Source organism: Noviherbaspirillum pedocola (assembly GCF_016632335.1).
GTDB lineage: Bacteria > Pseudomonadota > Gammaproteobacteria > Burkholderiales > Burkholderiaceae_D > Noviherbaspirillum_A > Noviherbaspirillum_A pedocola.
This window is the reverse complement of the sequence record NZ_JAEPBG010000015.1, coordinates 18,093-33,694: the sequence shown is the minus strand read 5'-3', so window position 1 is coordinate 33,694 and position 15,602 is coordinate 18,093. Positions and strand designations below refer to the sequence as shown.

Sequence of the window (15,602 nt, the reverse complement as noted above, 5' to 3'; positions counted from 1 at the left end):
TTGCCTCATTTCGCCTTGGTTGCGGTTGTTGTTTCGACTATCGTTGCTGCGCACGTTGGCATGCATGCCAGCCATAGCGCATTCACTCTGGGAAGTCCGTTCCTTCAATGGGCTTCCCGCATCAAGGAAAACAATGAAAACTGCTCTGCTCCTCCTCGCCACTTTGGCGCTGGCCGCCTGCTCCACTTTCGGAAATCCCCAAGGCTCGGCATCGGCACAAAGCCAGGCGGACAAACCGCACAGCCTGCGCACGTTCGACGCGAACGATCCTTATCACGGTGGCTGAACAGAGATAGTCAACGCGCCACATCGCGCCTGACAGACGATACTGCAGAACCTGTAAGCAGTTTCCCGGGCCCCGTACTCTCACCGAGTCACGGGGCCTTTTTATGTCTGCTCGCTTCGTGCAGCAATGAAAAAGCCCTCTTTCCTGTTCAGTCAGGAGAGAGGGCTTGGTTTTGGTTGATATGGATGGCTGCCGGGACTTGGTCACTCGTTCGGGAAGTAGCCTTTGATTACCTGCATGTCGGCATCGTACAAACCGACCCATGCCTCGCCCATGACCTTCGGCAGGGTATGGCCGCTGCGGTCGGTCACGTAGATGCAAGTGTCATCCGGATTAAAGAGCGCATAGCAGATACAGCCGCCACCGGTGTTGTAGCGAGTGAAACCGAAGTCAGCGAGGACCGACTCCGGCGCCAGCAATGGCTTGTTCTGTACCGCGTCGACAACACAGTCGAACACATGTTGCAGATCGATGGTTTTCTTTTCGTTCATGGTGAGGCTCTCCTGATAGGGATGTCGGGCAGCGGGAAGTCCGCGGCGCCGGCGTTGCGATGGAAAATTTCTTGTGATCAGACTGCTTGCACAGACGGGCACTGGTTGAGGTACAAGGGGAGATGACTCACAAGGAATGGGAAAACCCAACAATCCGTATCGCCATTAAAAAATCCCGGTACACCGACGGTATACCGGGATTAGCCAAGCAGTAGCGGGGCTGAGATCTGGCGTCAGAACATCTTCGACCACGACACGTTGTGGATAGAGCGGCGGTATGCCGAGTTCTCCAGGTCGTGGCTACGGACAATCGGATTCCTTCCTGTCAGGTACCAGTAATCGCCCTGCTGCGACAGGAAATACTTGTTGCCCAGGACTTCAAGGGCGCGGATATAGCTGTCCGGCGCTTTTTCCTGGCCTGATGCCACCTGCAGCAGCTCCACGGCGCGAATGCCCGGCTTCATCCATGCCGCACGGGCCAGATCGATCCCTTCGTCGCCGGCGAGCATGTAGATTTCATCGGCGACAATGGCCGGCAGCGGCTCGATCAGGAACGGGAACTCGATCGGCAGCACATACCAGGTGCGCCAGAATTCGTAGTGGATGCGCAGCCGCAGCACGTCCTTGCGCGCGCCGAGCGCCTGGCAGCACCGCTCAAAGGTGAAGGCGGTTTCCGGCAAGCCGAATACCCACTCGGCCGCCTTCAGCACTTCCGCCGGCTTTCGCTTCTTGTCGAACAGCGCCATGATGTTGGCTCGGACCATCATGAAGGAGATCCGCTCCGGCCCCTCCTCGAAATCCTCCTCGGTGAAGGTTCTCAGGCTGTCTTCTTTTTTTCTTCTTTTGGATCCTCCAAGGTTTGATAGATCACGGAGTGCGGCGATAGCCAGTTCCTGATCCATAGGCGATGCGCCGACGATATTCTCTTCACCGTCCACAGACCCCAGGTCCCCGTCACCTTCCCCATCCCCGAGATCAGCGGCATTAAGATGCTGCCAAAGATCGTCGTTATTAAGCCCCGTAAGAAAGGCACGCACAGCATCAGGAGCAGTATCACCGTTCCGATAACCAGTATCACCTTCAAATCCGAATTCATTCTGCGTTTCCTCCACGCTCATTGCGTCATTCATTTGCCAACTCCCTTGCCATTTCCCGGTTCGTTTCCTGCTTGCCGCCACCGAGGTACTTGTTACTGTTCTTGAAGTAGTCCGCGCCGACTACCACCTTTTTCCGTTTGTGCGCGAGCTGCAGCTTGCCCAGACCCGCCGCGGTCTTCTTGTCGATCGTGAGCATCGGCACCCGGATGTTGAACACGGTGTCGCCGCCGTAGAGCACAATGCACTCGCCCTTGTCGAGCGACTTCAGATCGTCCGGGGAAACGCGATACTTTTCTTCCAGCCGCGCAGTGGTGGTCATGCCGGCGCCGTCGCCGACATTGCCGTTGGGTGCGAGCGTGATCGCGGCCTGGCTTTCCGAGGAACTTTGCGAGGTTGCCATCTGCATCGTCTCGGCCATCGTCATGCCGATCAGGTCCGCAGCCTCTTCCGCCGACTTCTGTGTGCCGAGCTTGAAGAAGATCTTGGTCCAGGTATTACCCATGACCATTTCCTTGAAGTCCGGCGACACCACTTCGAGGTTGGCCAGCGTCTGGGCTGCCGGAAAGAGCGAAATTGCCGCGGAGCGGGCCTGCTCGAAGGGCCTGGCCAGCGATTGGACTGCGTACGAGCCCACCTCGTCCATGAAGGTCAGGAACGGCGGGTTCGGACGCTCTGCCTCCGGCAAGGCCTGCGTCCACGAAATTGCGGTACGCAAGTCACCGAGCAGCATCTTGCCGAAGTTTGACGCCGCCTCGTTCTTGCCCATGGTTGGCAGTGCCGCATAGATGATCTTCTTGCTGCGGATCGCCTCGAACAGGTCGATTTCGGGCGTATAGGTATTGAGCACCGTGCCGAACTTGCCGGTGCCGAACATGTACATCCTGCCGCCCACGCCGCCGAAGGTTTCCTTCATCCGCTTGATGTCGACCATGTTCTCGGCGGCGCTGCCGGGCTTGCCGCCGCCCTTGTACTGTTCCAGGAACAGGGACAGGTTCTTCGTCGCCGGATGGTTCGGCACTGTCTTCTTCAGCTTCGTCTCCAGCTCCTCGATCGCCTTGTGATTCATCAGCAGGATCGTGAAGTCGATGAAGTTGTAAGCCAGCCCCGCCGCCTGCAGCGCCGCCACCAGCGTCGTGATGCCCTGATTGGCCGACTGCTTGTAGTGGTCCGCGCCGGGATTGTTCTCGGTTGACGGGATCAGCGACAGGATGCGCGCGGCGATCTCGTCGCTGTCACCGCGCAGGATCGGGTTATAGGTATGGCTGATTTCCGGGTTGCCTGGATTCAGGACCAGGAAGTCATCCTCGCGACCGGCCCAGCGGCAATACTGGTAGATCGTCTGGATATCGTCGGCATTCAATTTGCCGTCGATGAACATCAGGCCGCCGCCGCGCTGGATCTGCTGGAACATCAGCAGTTTGCCTAGCTGAGTCTTGCCTACGCCGGACTGGCCGAGGATGAAACCGTGGCGCATCAAGTCCTCGTCCGGAAGGTACACCGGCTGACCGCTATCGGTGGAAAAGCCAATGAGCAGCCCGTCCGGGCGTATCAAGCTGGTGGCGGACTGGATCGAAACCGACGTATTCAGCAGGTTCTTCTTCTTCCACGACTCGAGCATGCGGTGGCCGACCGAAGTGCCGCCCATGATGGCCAACGCTAATGAAGCACCGGGAAACTGACCCGCGAGGGCCGATGTGGAAGACACCATCGCGCTGGCGCCAATTGCTGACAACGATGCCGTGTCCGACGTTCCGCCGAAACGCACCTTGTATAGATCCTTCAAGCTCATAAAGGACTTCCTAGCCGAGACAAAAAAATGCCCCGCGCGCCAAAGAGGCGAGCGGGGCGGTTACGTTACAAAAAGGTGCCCATGAGGCTATCCGAAGCCGGACTGTTATCGCTGGCTGGTGCTGAAGCCTTGGCCTGCAGTTCCGGCATGGACAACAGGGTGGCGCGTTCCATGTCCGACAGTTCCCTGTCGTTCTGGATAAAGAAACGCTTGCGCTCCACATCGGCCACGCCCTTCGGGATTTCTTCCTTGTAGTACTTGTAGCGTTCTGACAACTGCGGCGCGGCAGGGGTGGCTAGCGCCGGGCCCGTCGCATTAGCGCTGCCTGCTGCATCGGCGACCGTTGCGGCGCCAGCGGCGACCGCCGCGGTGGAACCCGCCACCGGCTGCGAGCGGCCGGCGACCGGGTCGTTTTCGGCGAACAGATCCCGCACTGCGCTGACGTACTTCGAATCGTCATACAGGCCCATATAGACATCCGCACCGAACCCGAGCAGGGAAAGGCACTTGGACGTTGCCTCCGTCACGCTTTTCTTCGGCGCTTCCTCGTCGGTGAACACGCCTCTGGCGGTACAGCCGATGAACTTGGTCTGACCGAAATGCTCGATCGCGCCGCGCTCGTTGTTCCACTTGTACCAAAGCTCGATACGCACAACGTGGATCTTTTCCCGACCGAGATCGGAGCCTTGCGCGTTCCATCCCATGTGAGCGCCTTCCACATAGCGCTCTTCCAGGATCTTCACGCCCCAGCCCAAGCCCATCGGCCCGAAGGCTTCCGTGGCTTTCTTTGCCTGGTAAGTGGCATTGATGGCCGTGCCGCTGAAACCATCCGCCCGCGTGAAATCCCGGGTGTACCGGGGATCGGTAGCCTGAACGGTTTCCCACAGCGCGATGTTGGACGCGCCCGCCTGAACAGTGCTGTCTGCTGCTTGATGACTCATGTTTGCTCTCCTGAAGTGCTGCGAAGCGGAATTGCCTTGCCTGCTGAAATGACTTACAGCGCTGCATAAGCAAACGAAGCCACCCGGAAACAGAAAAAAATTATTCATCCCTAACAGGTGGCTGTAATTATAGAGAAGTATTTTAGTTGCTCCAAGCCAATAATTCACTTGGTATTGGTTAGCTTTACCTGTTATATTTCGTCCGCAGTATTTTTTTCAAACCGATTCCGACACCGGCCCGAAGCGAAGGCTCCTCGTAATGAAGAACAAATTCCTCCCACTGAACGCCATGAGCGCAGCGACCTGTCTGGCGCTGGTGGCGGCAAGTTCGGCCAGTGCCGGCGAACTCGGCCACATGCGCTTGCCCACGAACCAGACCATCGCCATCGAGCCGACGCATGAAGCCCATGTGATCGTCGACCAGGGCGCGCAGATGAATGGCGGCGCGTCGTTTTCTAGCCACGGTGCAGGCGAAATCGAAAAGGTGCGCGGCGGTGTGCGCTCCTGGTTCGTGGCCGAACAGCCGCGCGAAGCAGCCGTCCTCTATCCGAAGTCGGACGAGCAGCAGGGCGTGGCCAAGGCGTTTAATCCCGCCACCGACGGCATCGTCTTCTTCGCCTTCAACAAATCGGCCCCGCTCGATGCCGCCCAGCTCAAGCGTGTCGCCACCGCTGCAGTCGCCCGCAGCGCCGACATCAAGGTGGTCGGCCATGCCGATGAAGTCGGTTCCGACCGCTACAACATGCGCCTGTCCACCCGTCGCGCCAAGGCGGTTGCCGACTACCTGATCGATGCCGGCGTTTCTCCTGACCAGATCAGCTATGTCGGCCGCGGGAAGCGGGAACCGGTCGACCTCGATAACCCCGCGAAGAACCGGCGTGCCGTCATTACCTTCGCCGCCGCCAAAGGAGTGAAACCCCAATGAATGAGATTGATATCCCACGCTACGTCGACAGCCAGCCACAGTTGTTTTTCTGGGAAATCGACGAAGCCGTGATCTTCATCGGCCTGCTCGGCTGCGGCATCGCGATCGGCGGTTGGTTCACGCTGCTGTCCATCGTCGCCGGCTATTACGCCGTGAAAGCGTTCAAGCGCTTCAAGAATGGCGCGCTCGACGGCATCCTGCTGCACCTGTGCTACTGGCTCGGCGTCATGGGCCTGAACAAGCACTACGAAGATTCCACCAAGAGGGACTTCTTCCAATGAAGCTCTCATTCATGAAATCGACCTGGGAAGCGGCCAACAAGGGCGCATCCATGATGCTGATGTCGAACGTGGTGCTGGCGTTGGCAGTCGGCGCTCTGGTGGTCGACAAGATGTCGGCCCATGAGCGCCTGGTGCTGGTGCCGCCTTATATCGACAAGGCGGTCAAAGTCGGCTGGAAGGCGGCGGATGCCGAATACATGAAGTCGTTCGGCCTGTATTTCGCCACCCTGGCGGCCAACGTCAGCCCGAAGAACGTCACCTTTGTCGCTGATTCGCTGTCCGGCATGGTGACTTCCCGCATCTATCCGCAGGTGCGCAAGCAGCTGCTCGTACTGGCCGAAGATCCGGTCTTCAAGACCACGGGCGGCTCGGTACGCTTCGAGCCGGACCGCGTGATGTTCGAGAGCGATTCCTCGAAGGTCTTCGTCATGGGCAACCTGACGACGCAGAACGCTGGCGGCAGGCAGGAATCCGAGGCAGTCACCTATGAAATGCGCGTCGAAATGCATGCCGGCCGCCCGGTCGTCGACGCACTTACCCACTATTCCGGCAACCAGCCGCACACCCTGAAATGGCTGGAAAGCAATCCGAAAGCCGCCGAAGGCACGAAGGCTGCTGCACAAGTGAAGGACACCGAACAATGAAACGCCTGTTAGTCGCACTGTCTGTTCTCAGTGCATTTGCTGCACACGCCGACGATCTGCCGCCGGCCCCCGGCGTCCCGCCGGTCGGCACGCCGGTGGCGATGCATGCGAAGGCGCCAGTCGCCAAGCGCAGCATCCTCGAGCAGAAGCTTCCCGGTCTGGGCCTGATGCCGGGCGATAAGCAGGCGACCAAGGCCAACGTGGTGCGGGTGTCGTCCGATCGCAACGAAATCATCTATGTGTCGGCGCAGTTCCCGAACCGGATCGCCACCCCGTATGCGGACCCGAAAGTCGTGGACGATGAAACCGCCGTGGTCAAGGCGGTCGGCCAGTCCATCTACGTCACGCCGAAGAGCGAGAACCCGATCACGCTGTTTGTCTCCGGTTCGTCGCCGAATGATCCAGTGGTGTCACTGACGCTGGTGCCGAAAAACCTGCCGTCGCAAACCATCGTGCTGCAACTGGACGAGCCGCTCGCGGCGGTCGGCGCCAAGCCCGAGGAAGAAGCGCCGTCAGGGAATGTCTATACGGACCGCATCCGCTACGTGATGCGCCAGATCGCGCTCGGCAAGGTGCCGGAAGGCTTCGCGGAAGGCGCATTGCCCAAAGCCGTGGCGCGCATGGATCAGCTGATGGTGGTTCCGCAGGCGCGCTACTCGGGCTCCTCCTATGACGTGTACCGCTACCGGGTGGAAAACGTCTCGGACGCGACCATCGAGATGGATGAGCAGGCGTTCGCCACCGAGGGCGTGCGGGCGGTGGCGATCTTCCCGAACGCGATTCTGGAGAAGGGCCAGAGCACGGAAGTGTTCGTCATGGCCGATAAAGCAGCCACGGGAGGCAAGTGATGGCTGCCTTTGCTGAACAGCTCAAGAAGAAATGGGACAACACGCCCCCGAAAGTCAGGGCGGTTTCCGCAGTTGTCGTGATCCTCGGCGGCCTGATGCTGGTGGCGTCCGTCGTGATTGGTGGCCCGAAGACGGCGCCACACAAGCAACTGGTCGCGCCCAGCGAGACGAACCTGCTGCTGCCGAAGGGTAAAGACAAGACCGTCGAGAAGGTGGCTGCGGAGTCGGCCTCCAACGGCCTGGAAATCGACCGGGTGAAGGCGGAACTGGAAAAGGAGCGCGCCGACAACCGGGAAATGTTGAAGCGACTGGAAGACAGCGAGAAGGACCGTAGCCGCAACTCGGTCAATGCTGAAGTGGTGCAGGAAATGATGGCGCTGAAGAAGCGCCTGGACGAAGTCGAGAAGGGCAACGCATCGGGCGCTGGCCCGAAACTGAACGACCCGGTCCCCGGCGCGACCGGCGCGCTGGCCACCCCGGTCCTCGATGGCGCTGCGGGCGCGGAAGCGCCGAAGGGCGATGAAGGCCCGAAGCTGCGCGTGATCGGCGGCGACAAGCCGCTCGCCAGCAAGGAAGCGAAGAAGGAGGCAAAGGTGTTCGCCTACATGCCGCCCGGCTCGATGGTCGAAGCCGTGCTGATGAATGGTATGGATGCGCCCACCAGCGCCGTGGCACAGAAGAACCCGGTCCCGGCCGTCATGCGCGTGAAGTCCGACGCGATCCTGCCGAATCACTTCACCCACGACATCAAGGAATGCTTCGTGCTGGTGTCCGGGTTTGGCGTGATGAGTTCCGAGCGGGCGCAACTGCGCACCGAGACTTACTCCTGCATCCGGGAGAACGGGCAGGTCCTGGAAGGAAAGATGGACGGTTATGTCGTCGGCGAAGACGGACGCGTCGGCGCGCGCGGCCGCCTGGTCAGCAAGCAGGGCAGCCTGATCGCCAAGTCGCTCGCTGCTGGCGTGTTGTCCGGCATCGGCCAGGCGGTGACGCCGACCAATGTGCCGCAGTTGAACATCAACCCGGGCAGCATCGTGCAAACCCAGCGCATCGACGCCGGCACCATCGCCGAGACCGGCGTGGCGCGCGGCCTGTCGGACGCATCGAAAGCCGCTGCCCATTTTTACCTCGAAATGGCGCGGGAAATGACCCCCGTCGTGGAAATCGATGCCGGCCGCAAGCTGACCGTCGTGCTGATCAAAGGTGTGGAATTCAAATGAAAAAGCTCAACCTCGTACTGAATAAACGACTGCTGGCGCTGGCGATCGCCGTGCCTGCCGTGCTGACCGGATGCGCATCAGCCCTGAATCCGGCGGGTGAATCGACCTTTTCTTGCCCCGGTATGCCGCAGGGCATCATCTGCAAGACCCCGATGGCGGTCTACAAGTCGACCGAGCAGATGCCGGCCGAAACCGAATACGACATGCCGATCGGGAAGCACCTGGACGACAAGGAAGGCGGCGCGTCCATGTCCTATGCGCTGCCCAAGGCAACGCCGGCCAACCACTCCGCGGGCGCGGCTTCTCGCAACGTCTCGATGACGGGCACCGCCATCGTCAAGAGCAGCAAGTCCAAGCCGATCCGCGAGCCCGCGCAAGTCATGCGCATCTGGATCGCCGAATGGACCGACAAGAACGACGACCTGCATTACCCCGGCTACCTGTTTACCGAGATCCAGCCGCGCCGCTGGTCGGTCGGCAAGCCGGAGAGCGCCGGGCGCAATTCCATAACTCCTTTCCGCGCGCCGGCAGCGCCAGTCGCCGCACGGGACAGCAAAGAGCAACCTGTCGCCGCCAAGCCGTCCGAGGGCGAGGCGCGTCAGTCGGCCGCGATCAGCGTGCCGGGTTTACCGTCGCCCTCGGACATCAACCTCAACTAAATTTTTTCACCTTTACTTTTACACACCCACCCTTAGGAGCATTCCATGAAACTGAAGCAAATCGCCCGTTCCGCCACCCTATCCGCTACCTCGTTCGCGAAGGAGCATCACGCCTTCCTGCTGGCCTTCGTCGTCGTCGCGGCGATGGTTTCCGGCAGCGCGATCGCCGGTTCGGATTCGACCTTCGCCACCGTCTCGACCAACCTGGACGGCTGGATGACCGGCTCGCTCGGCAAGGTGTTCTCGCTGGCGGCGCTGGCCGTGGGCCTGGGTATCGGCGTGATCAAGCAGTCGATCCTGTCGGTTGCCACCGGCGTGGGCGTGGCGCTGGCGTCGTCCATCGGCCCTGGCGTGCTGACCAACATGTTCTCGGCCGCGATGTAACGCCAGTTATGCCGAATTCAGGAGAGGCTGCGGCCTCTCCATTTTCCAGCCCCCAGACAAAATTCCATTTCCGCCATGTTTTCGCTCTTCAAATCTTCTAAAACGGCCAAACAACCCATTCTCATCGATGGCGACCGCAAATCGGTACCGTTCGAGAAGCTGACCGTGCGCGCCTGCGATACCGACAGCAAAATTTTCTATATGTCGGATGGAAAGGAATTCTATCTGGGCGCCTGCTACACCGGCCTGCCGATCACCGGCGCGGATGCCGCCACGGTGGACAAATTCAAGTCGGCATTGAGCATGCAGCTTCCCGCCGGCAGCTTCGTCCAGTTTGCGCTGTTGTCCAGCCCCGATGTCGAGGACTATCTGGGCCAATACCTGTCAAATAAGGAGCAGGCAACGCCGATCCTCACCGAGCTTGCCGCGTCCCATGCCGCGCACTACCGCGCCGGCACCGAGAAGCCGCTGGTGAGCACCTCCGGCATCTTGCTGAACCGCCAGCGCATCCTGCTGACGATCAAGATCCCCTGCCAGAATCCGATGCCGACGGATGTCGATCTGTACGCCGCGCGGGAAGTCACCGACCGGATGTTCGAGGCGATCAAGGCGACCGGGATCGCGTTGAGCATGATGGACGCGGAACAGTACCTGCACGTCATGCGCCTGATTACGCATCTCTGGGACAGGCCGACGGACCACTATGACGATGCCGTGCCACTGCGCGAACAGATATTTCAGCCGGCCGACTCGGTCAACTTCTCGGACAAGAGCTGCATCAGCTTCCACGACGGCGACTTCCATGCGAAGGCGATGAGCGTGAAATTCTTTCCGAAGCGCGCCCGTCTGAGCGTCATGAACAGCATCATCGGCGACCCGCAGGGACTGAGCAACCAGATCACCGATCCGTATTACATGGTGATGACGCTGCATTACCCGGACCAGGTCGCCAAGGCCGAATGGGTCAAGAGCCGATCCGCGATGATCAACCACCAGGTGTTCGGCCCGACGGCGCACATGATCCCGATCCTCGGCTACAAGAAGGCCGGCATCGATACGCTCGTGCACGAAATGGAAGGCCGCGGCGGGATCCTGTGCGAAGTCAACTTCACCGTCTTCCTTTTCTCGAAGACGAAAGAGCGCCTGAACAAGCTGGCGGCGGGCCTGCAGGCCTACTACTCCTCGATCGGTTTCGAAATGCGCGAGGACAAGCGGATTCTGGAACCGCTCTGGTACAACCTGTTGCCGATGAACACGACCCGCGAAGGGATCAAGAACCTGTTCCGCTTCCATACGATGGCGATCAGCCACGCGGTGCAGTTCCTGCCCGTGTTTGGCGAATGGACCGGTACCGGCATCTCCGGCGCGATGCTGATGATGTCTCGCCGCGGTCAGCCGGTGCTGTTCGACCTGTTCGACTCGCAGACCAACTTCAATGCGGTCGTGATTGCCGAATCCGGCGCCGGTAAATCGTTCTTCATTCAGCAGTTGATCACGGACTACCTCGCGGAAGGCGCGAAGATCTGGGCCATCGACACCGGCCGCAGCCTGCAAAAGACCGCAGACGCCAACAATGGCACCTTCATCGAGTTCGGCACCGAATCGAATATCTGCCTGAATCCGTTCACCCACATCGACGGTAACCTCGACGAGGAGATGGACATCCTGAAGGCGATGATCGCCAAGATGGCCGCGCCGGAGGAAGTGCTGGATGACTACCGGATGGCGCTGCTGGAGCAAGCCATCACCACGACCTACAAGAAGTATGGCAACGCCTCGACCGTGACGGCGGTTGCCGAGTGCTGCATCCAGTCGCCCGACCCGGAAGCGCAACGCCTCGGCAAGCAGCTGTTCCCGTTCGCCGGCGGCGCGTACACCCGCTGGTTCGATGGCGAGAACAACCTGAACATGGACAACGCCTTTGTCGTTCTGGAACTTCAGGAACTGAAGTCAAAGAAGGCGCTGCAGCAAGTGATCCTGCTTCAGCTGATGGCGCGCATCAACCATGAAATCTTCCTCACGCATGGCCGTCGCAAGATCCTGATCCTGGAAGAAGCATGGGAGTCGCTCAATGACCCCGTCATGGGCAAGGCGATGGAAGCGGTGTACCGCAAGGCGCGCAAACACGACGCGGCGGTGATCGTGGTGACGCAGTCGGTTGCCGATCTGTACGGCTCCCCGAATACACGCGCGATCTATCAGAACTCGGCGTGGCAGTTGATCCTGAAGCAAAAGAGTGAATCGATCGATTCGGCCATCGAAGGCAAGCAATTCAAGATCGATACGTACGGCGCATACATGCTGAAGTCGATCCACACGAACTCGGGCAAGTACAGCGAAGTGATGATCAAGCAGTCCGAGAGCGACTGGGGCATCGCCCGCATGGTGGTCAGCCCGTTCAGCCAGGTCCTGTTCTCCACCAAGGGCGCGGAGCGCGACGTCATCCTCGACGCGATGAAGCGCGGCGAGAGTGCGGTCGACGCCGTCAATGCCTACCTGCAGCAGCGCGAAGCTGCCTAACAATCCATTCAACCAAAATCTAACGAGGCCACACCATGTCCGAAAATAACAACGTCTCCGCCGCATCCGCGCCGTCGGCTCCCGCTGCTTCGCGCACCACCGGCGTCTCCCTGCTGACCACCTGCATCATTGCCGCCGCGTTTTCCGCGTTCAGCGGCATGGTGACATGGCACTTTGCTTCGCAATCCGCCACCGGGACGCCAGTTGCCGTCATCGATTCCGCCAAGATCGCCCGCGAAGCGATGAACACGACCCTGGTCCAGCCGGGCATGAATCCGGACAAGGCCACTGCTGCCGCCAACGCCTTTGTCGACAAGCTGAATAACACGCTCGAAGAATATGCCCGCGCCGGCGTGGTTGTCGTCAACTCCTCGGTCGCGCTGACCCATCCGGCAGGAAACGACATCACCCAGGACATCGCCGCCAAGCTGGGCGTGAAGCTGAAATGACCGGCGCAGCGCATTTCTCGAAGTTCAGTGGGCTGCGCTGGCACGCATTCTGGGAGGACGCCGGCAACCGCCGGTTCGCGCGCAGGGCGATTCTTTGGGCCGCGCTCGCTTTCGCGTTTCTGTATCCGCTGCTGAGCATGGCCACGCACGATATCCGTGTCGGCATCGACATGCAGGAAGTGCGCTGCCTTCCCTGGCGGGTGTATCTGATGAAACTCGGCCGCCCGCAATCCTTCGACAAGGGGGCGTTTGTCGCATTCAAGCCGCGCAACGGCCTGATGGGGCCCGCTTTCGAAGGACGCCTGGTGGGCAAGATGATCGCCGGCGTGCCGGGCGATGTGCTCGAAGTGAAACAGGATGTCGCCTACGTCAATGGCAAGCGGGTAGGGGATCTGATCCTGCTGCCGAAGCTCCATGCCAAGCCGGGTGCCTTCGACCGGCGCGAAGTTGTCCCGGCTGGAAAACTGCTGGTCCTCGGCACCGAGCCGCGCAGCTATGACGGCCGCTACTGGGGCTTCCTCGACCAATCTGCCGTCATCGGCACCGTCAAACCCCTTTTCTAAGTTCTTCCAAGCAGACGCGGCCGCATAGGCCGCTTTTTTATTACTTGTCGGCAACTGTGCATACTGATACAGTATGGAGAATTGTTATGTTTGGAAATACATATGCTCTCTAAAACCGTCCTGCTTGCCGCGCTGGTGCTGAGTCTGCCGGCAATGGCACAGGAGGAACCATCTGGCGGCCAGTTCTTCACGCGCAAATCCGAGGGCTGGTTCTGGTATCACGATCCGAAGGACGATCCGAAGCCGCCGCCACCGCCGCAGCCCGAACCTGCCAAGCCAAGCGCAAAGGAGGCGGAGAAAGCGGCGCCAGCCAAGGCAGCCCCGTTTTCGGTGGAGTGGCTGCGCGTGAATATGCCAAAGCTGCTGGATGCGGCAGTCAACAACCCGACGAAGGAGAATGTCGAGGCATACCTGTATGCGCAGCGCGTCACGATGGACAAGTCGCAGCGCTATGCGGAACAGGCGCAACGTGTAGTCGCCAGCGATCCGTTCCTAGACGAAAACAACCGGGTTCCGATTGCCTCCTATACCAAGCCGTTCTTCCTGCGCCAGGCACAGGAAGGCAAGATCGAGGCGCTCAAACACATTTCGTCAGTCGGCGGCCTGTGGGTGTTTTTCGATTCGAAGTGCCACTACTGCGCACCGCAGGTTAATACCGCGAATGAACTGGCGAAGAAATACGGGCTGATCACCAAGTTCATCTCCATGGACGGGAAAGGACTGCCGAGCGTGAAGCAGTTCGTGCGCGATCGCGGCCAGGCCAAGCGCCTCAATCTCAAGATCACGCCCACCACGGTGCTTGTCGTGCCGCCCAACAACTACTTCGTCGTCTCGCAGGGAATGATGGCGCAGGACCAGTTGATCGACCGGATTCTCCTCGCGGCTGACAGCAACTCTCTGCTGCCCAAGGAAATGTCGGCAAAGCTGAACTCGTACGACCGCGGCGTGCTGACCAATGAGGATACCCAGCAGGGCCGCGCAGACGATCCGAAGGAATGGGTCAAGTATCTGAAAGACCGACTGGAGAACCGCTACTAATTTCGCTCAAGGGCAAAAACTATGAAGAAAAAATTCAAAAAAGTACTCCCCGCGTTGATCGGTCTGGCAATGCTGACCACCTCGTTGACGAGCCGCGCCGGGCTGCAGGATGCGCTGGACGGCATGTTCATGTCCAATGCCACCTCGCCGGCGGCATTCGAGAGCCAGACGCGCGGCGGCTTCGTCGGCGGCGGACTTGGGGTGCGCGCACCGATCCGCAGCATCAACCTGGTGGCATTCGATCCGCCAAGGTTCAATGCCGGATGCGGCGGCATCGACATGTTCGGCGGCTCCTTCAGCTTTATCAATGCCGATCAGATCGTCGCGCTGTTTCGCCAGATTGCGGCCAACTCGATCGGTTTGGCGTTCAAGGCAGCTATCGATGCGATCAACCCGCAGCTTGGCAACCTGATGCAGAACTTCCAGTCGGCCATGCAGTCGCTGAATGAAAACATGAAGAACACCTGCGCGGTGGCCAATCAGATCGTGAAATCCTTCAGCGATCCGAATGCGCGCGCCGAGATGGCGCAGGCCGGCGCGGCGGCTGGTGAAGCGGCCGTGGGCGCGTTCAGCGACCTGATGGGCGGCATTACGCAACTGTTCACCTCGCCCAAGACCGTGGTCGCTTCTGCCAATGAGGACAATACCTGTCCCGACTGCGGCAATCCGGTCTGGAAGGCGCTGACCGACTCCAATCCCGGCCAGTTGCTTGGCAATCCGTCCACCTCGCAAACGGACCCGGCCAGCGACAATGAAGTCATCATGAGCCTGATCGGCTCGGTGGTGATTTCTCCCGCGGACAAGAACGAAACTGATGGCCAGGGCAAGCCAAGTGCCGATCCGGGTTCGGAAAGGGCGCCGACCTTGACCATTACGCAGCTGCGCGATGGCAACACGAACGGCAGGCCGCTGAAGGTGCTGCACTGTGCCGATAGCCAGGAGCGCAACAAGTGCCTCAATGTGGAAGAACGGGACTTCAATTTCCCGGGAACTCTGGGATACACGAACCTGATGCTGTTCGGGGATAAGGAAGGCGCAGGCGTCAGCATCGCAGATTCCATCGTCGGCAAAATCACCGCCTGCACCACGCAGAAGTGCGGCTTTACGACGGCGCAGGCGTCCTTTATCAACTCTATCCGGCCGCAGCTGATTGCACTGATGAAGCAAGTGCAGGCGAGCCAAGGCGCGGTCGAACAGGTCGCACGCGACTTGGCGCCAGTAATTGCCGACGAGCTGGCCGAGAAATACGGCATGGCCGCAGTGACAGCCGCCCGCAAGTCATGGGATGGCGTCAAGGTGACGCGGCCCTCCTTTGTTCCTGACGCTTTGAAGTTGCGCTCGGAGGAGCTGGCTGCCGTTCGACTATCAGCCGAAGGCAACAATAAGCGGGTGCTCGACGCTGCCGCCATGACGAACCAAATCGTCTCCAAGAACCCTGCGGTTTTTGTGAAGACGTCGCTCTACTAA

Annotated in this window: 17 protein-coding genes; 13 read left to right on the top strand and 4 right to left on the bottom strand. The window is 60.0% G+C overall.

What is annotated here, in order from left to right; translation table 11 throughout:
• Window positions 1-133: 133 nt before the first annotated feature.
• The gene (locus JJB74_RS24770) at window positions 134-286 is read left to right on the top strand and encodes a hypothetical protein (RefSeq protein ID WP_200596461.1); all 153 of its coding nucleotides are present in this window, start codon (window positions 134-136) and stop codon (window positions 284-286) included.
• A 203-nt stretch (window positions 287-489) separates the two neighbouring features.
• Here the strand turns inward: JJB74_RS24770 and JJB74_RS24765 are convergent, their stop codons facing one another.
• The 4 genes from JJB74_RS24765 to JJB74_RS24750 form a co-directional block, all read right to left on the bottom strand.
• Window positions 490-777, bottom strand: a complete 288-nt coding sequence (locus JJB74_RS24765) for a hypothetical protein (protein WP_200596459.1) — start codon at window positions 775-777, stop codon at window positions 490-492.
• A gap of 233 nt (window positions 778-1,010) precedes the next feature.
• Window positions 1,011-1,907: a hypothetical protein gene (locus JJB74_RS33445; RefSeq protein WP_234484833.1), complete on the bottom strand. Its 897-nt coding sequence runs from the start codon at window positions 1,905-1,907 to the stop codon at window positions 1,011-1,013.
• Window positions 1,900-3,663, bottom strand: a complete 1,764-nt coding sequence (locus tag JJB74_RS24755) for a type IV secretory system conjugative DNA transfer family protein (RefSeq protein WP_200596457.1) — start codon at window positions 3,661-3,663, stop codon at window positions 1,900-1,902. The genes JJB74_RS33445 and JJB74_RS24755 overlap by 8 nt, the downstream gene beginning before the upstream one ends.
• Window positions 3,664-3,728: 65 nt before the next feature.
• Window positions 3,729-4,604, bottom strand: a complete 876-nt coding sequence (locus tag JJB74_RS24750) for a hypothetical protein (RefSeq protein WP_200596455.1) — start codon at window positions 4,602-4,604, stop codon at window positions 3,729-3,731.
• A 259-nt stretch (window positions 4,605-4,863) separates the two neighbouring features.
• Here JJB74_RS24750 and JJB74_RS24745 point away from each other — a divergent pair, with 259 nt between their 5' ends.
• The 12 genes from JJB74_RS24745 to JJB74_RS24690 all read left to right on the top strand — a co-directional run bounded on the left by JJB74_RS24745 (window position 4,864) and on the right by JJB74_RS24690 (window position 15,602).
• Window positions 4,864-5,529, top strand: coding sequence for an OmpA family protein (locus tag JJB74_RS24745; protein WP_200596453.1), 666 nt, complete (start codon window positions 4,864-4,866; stop codon window positions 5,527-5,529).
• Window positions 5,526-5,810: a type IV conjugative transfer system protein TraL gene (gene traL, locus JJB74_RS24740; protein WP_200596451.1), complete on the top strand. Its 285-nt coding sequence runs from the start codon at window positions 5,526-5,528 to the stop codon at window positions 5,808-5,810. The genes JJB74_RS24745 and traL overlap by 4 nt, the downstream gene beginning before the upstream one ends.
• Before the next feature lie 11 nt (window positions 5,811-5,821).
• Entirely contained in the window at window positions 5,822-6,454 is a 633-nt protein-coding gene (locus JJB74_RS24735) for a type IV conjugative transfer system protein TraE (protein WP_234484832.1), read from the top strand.
• Window positions 6,451-7,302, top strand: a complete 852-nt coding sequence (locus tag JJB74_RS24730; protein ID WP_200596447.1) for a TraK domain-containing protein — start codon at window positions 6,451-6,453, stop codon at window positions 7,300-7,302. Before JJB74_RS24735 ends, JJB74_RS24730 begins: the two co-directional genes overlap by 4 nt.
• On the top strand, window positions 7,302-8,522 hold the full coding sequence (locus JJB74_RS24725) for a TraB/VirB10 family protein (RefSeq protein WP_200596445.1): 1,221 nt from the start codon (window positions 7,302-7,304) through the stop codon (window positions 8,520-8,522). Before JJB74_RS24730 ends, JJB74_RS24725 begins: the two co-directional genes overlap by 1 nt.
• A complete protein-coding gene (gene traV, locus JJB74_RS24720; protein ID WP_234484831.1) occupies window positions 8,519-9,181 on the top strand; it encodes a type IV conjugative transfer system lipoprotein TraV in 663 nt (220 codons plus the stop codon). Before JJB74_RS24725 ends, traV begins: the two co-directional genes overlap by 4 nt.
• A 45-nt stretch (window positions 9,182-9,226) precedes the next feature.
• Window positions 9,227-9,565 (top strand): TraA family conjugative transfer protein, encoded by a 339-nt coding sequence (gene traA / locus JJB74_RS24715; protein WP_234484830.1) that lies wholly within the window; start codon window positions 9,227-9,229, stop codon window positions 9,563-9,565.
• A 75-nt stretch (window positions 9,566-9,640) separates the two neighbouring features.
• Window positions 9,641-12,085, top strand: coding sequence for a type IV secretion system protein TraC (gene traC / locus JJB74_RS24710; RefSeq protein ID WP_200596443.1), 2,445 nt, complete (start codon window positions 9,641-9,643; stop codon window positions 12,083-12,085).
• Window positions 12,086-12,120: 35 nt separating this feature from the next.
• On the top strand, window positions 12,121-12,534 hold the full coding sequence (locus JJB74_RS24705; protein ID WP_200596441.1) for a hypothetical protein: 414 nt from the start codon (window positions 12,121-12,123) through the stop codon (window positions 12,532-12,534).
• Entirely contained in the window at window positions 12,531-13,097 is a 567-nt protein-coding gene (locus JJB74_RS24700; protein ID WP_200596440.1) for a S26 family signal peptidase, read from the top strand. Before JJB74_RS24705 ends, JJB74_RS24700 begins: the two co-directional genes overlap by 4 nt.
• Window positions 13,098-13,199: 102 nt before the next feature.
• Window positions 13,200-14,135, top strand: a complete 936-nt coding sequence (gene traF / locus JJB74_RS24695) for a conjugal transfer protein TraF (RefSeq protein ID WP_200596438.1) — start codon at window positions 13,200-13,202, stop codon at window positions 14,133-14,135.
• 21 nt (window positions 14,136-14,156) lie between these two features.
• Entirely contained in the window at window positions 14,157-15,602 is a 1,446-nt protein-coding gene (locus JJB74_RS24690; RefSeq protein ID WP_200596436.1) for a conjugal transfer protein TraH, read from the top strand.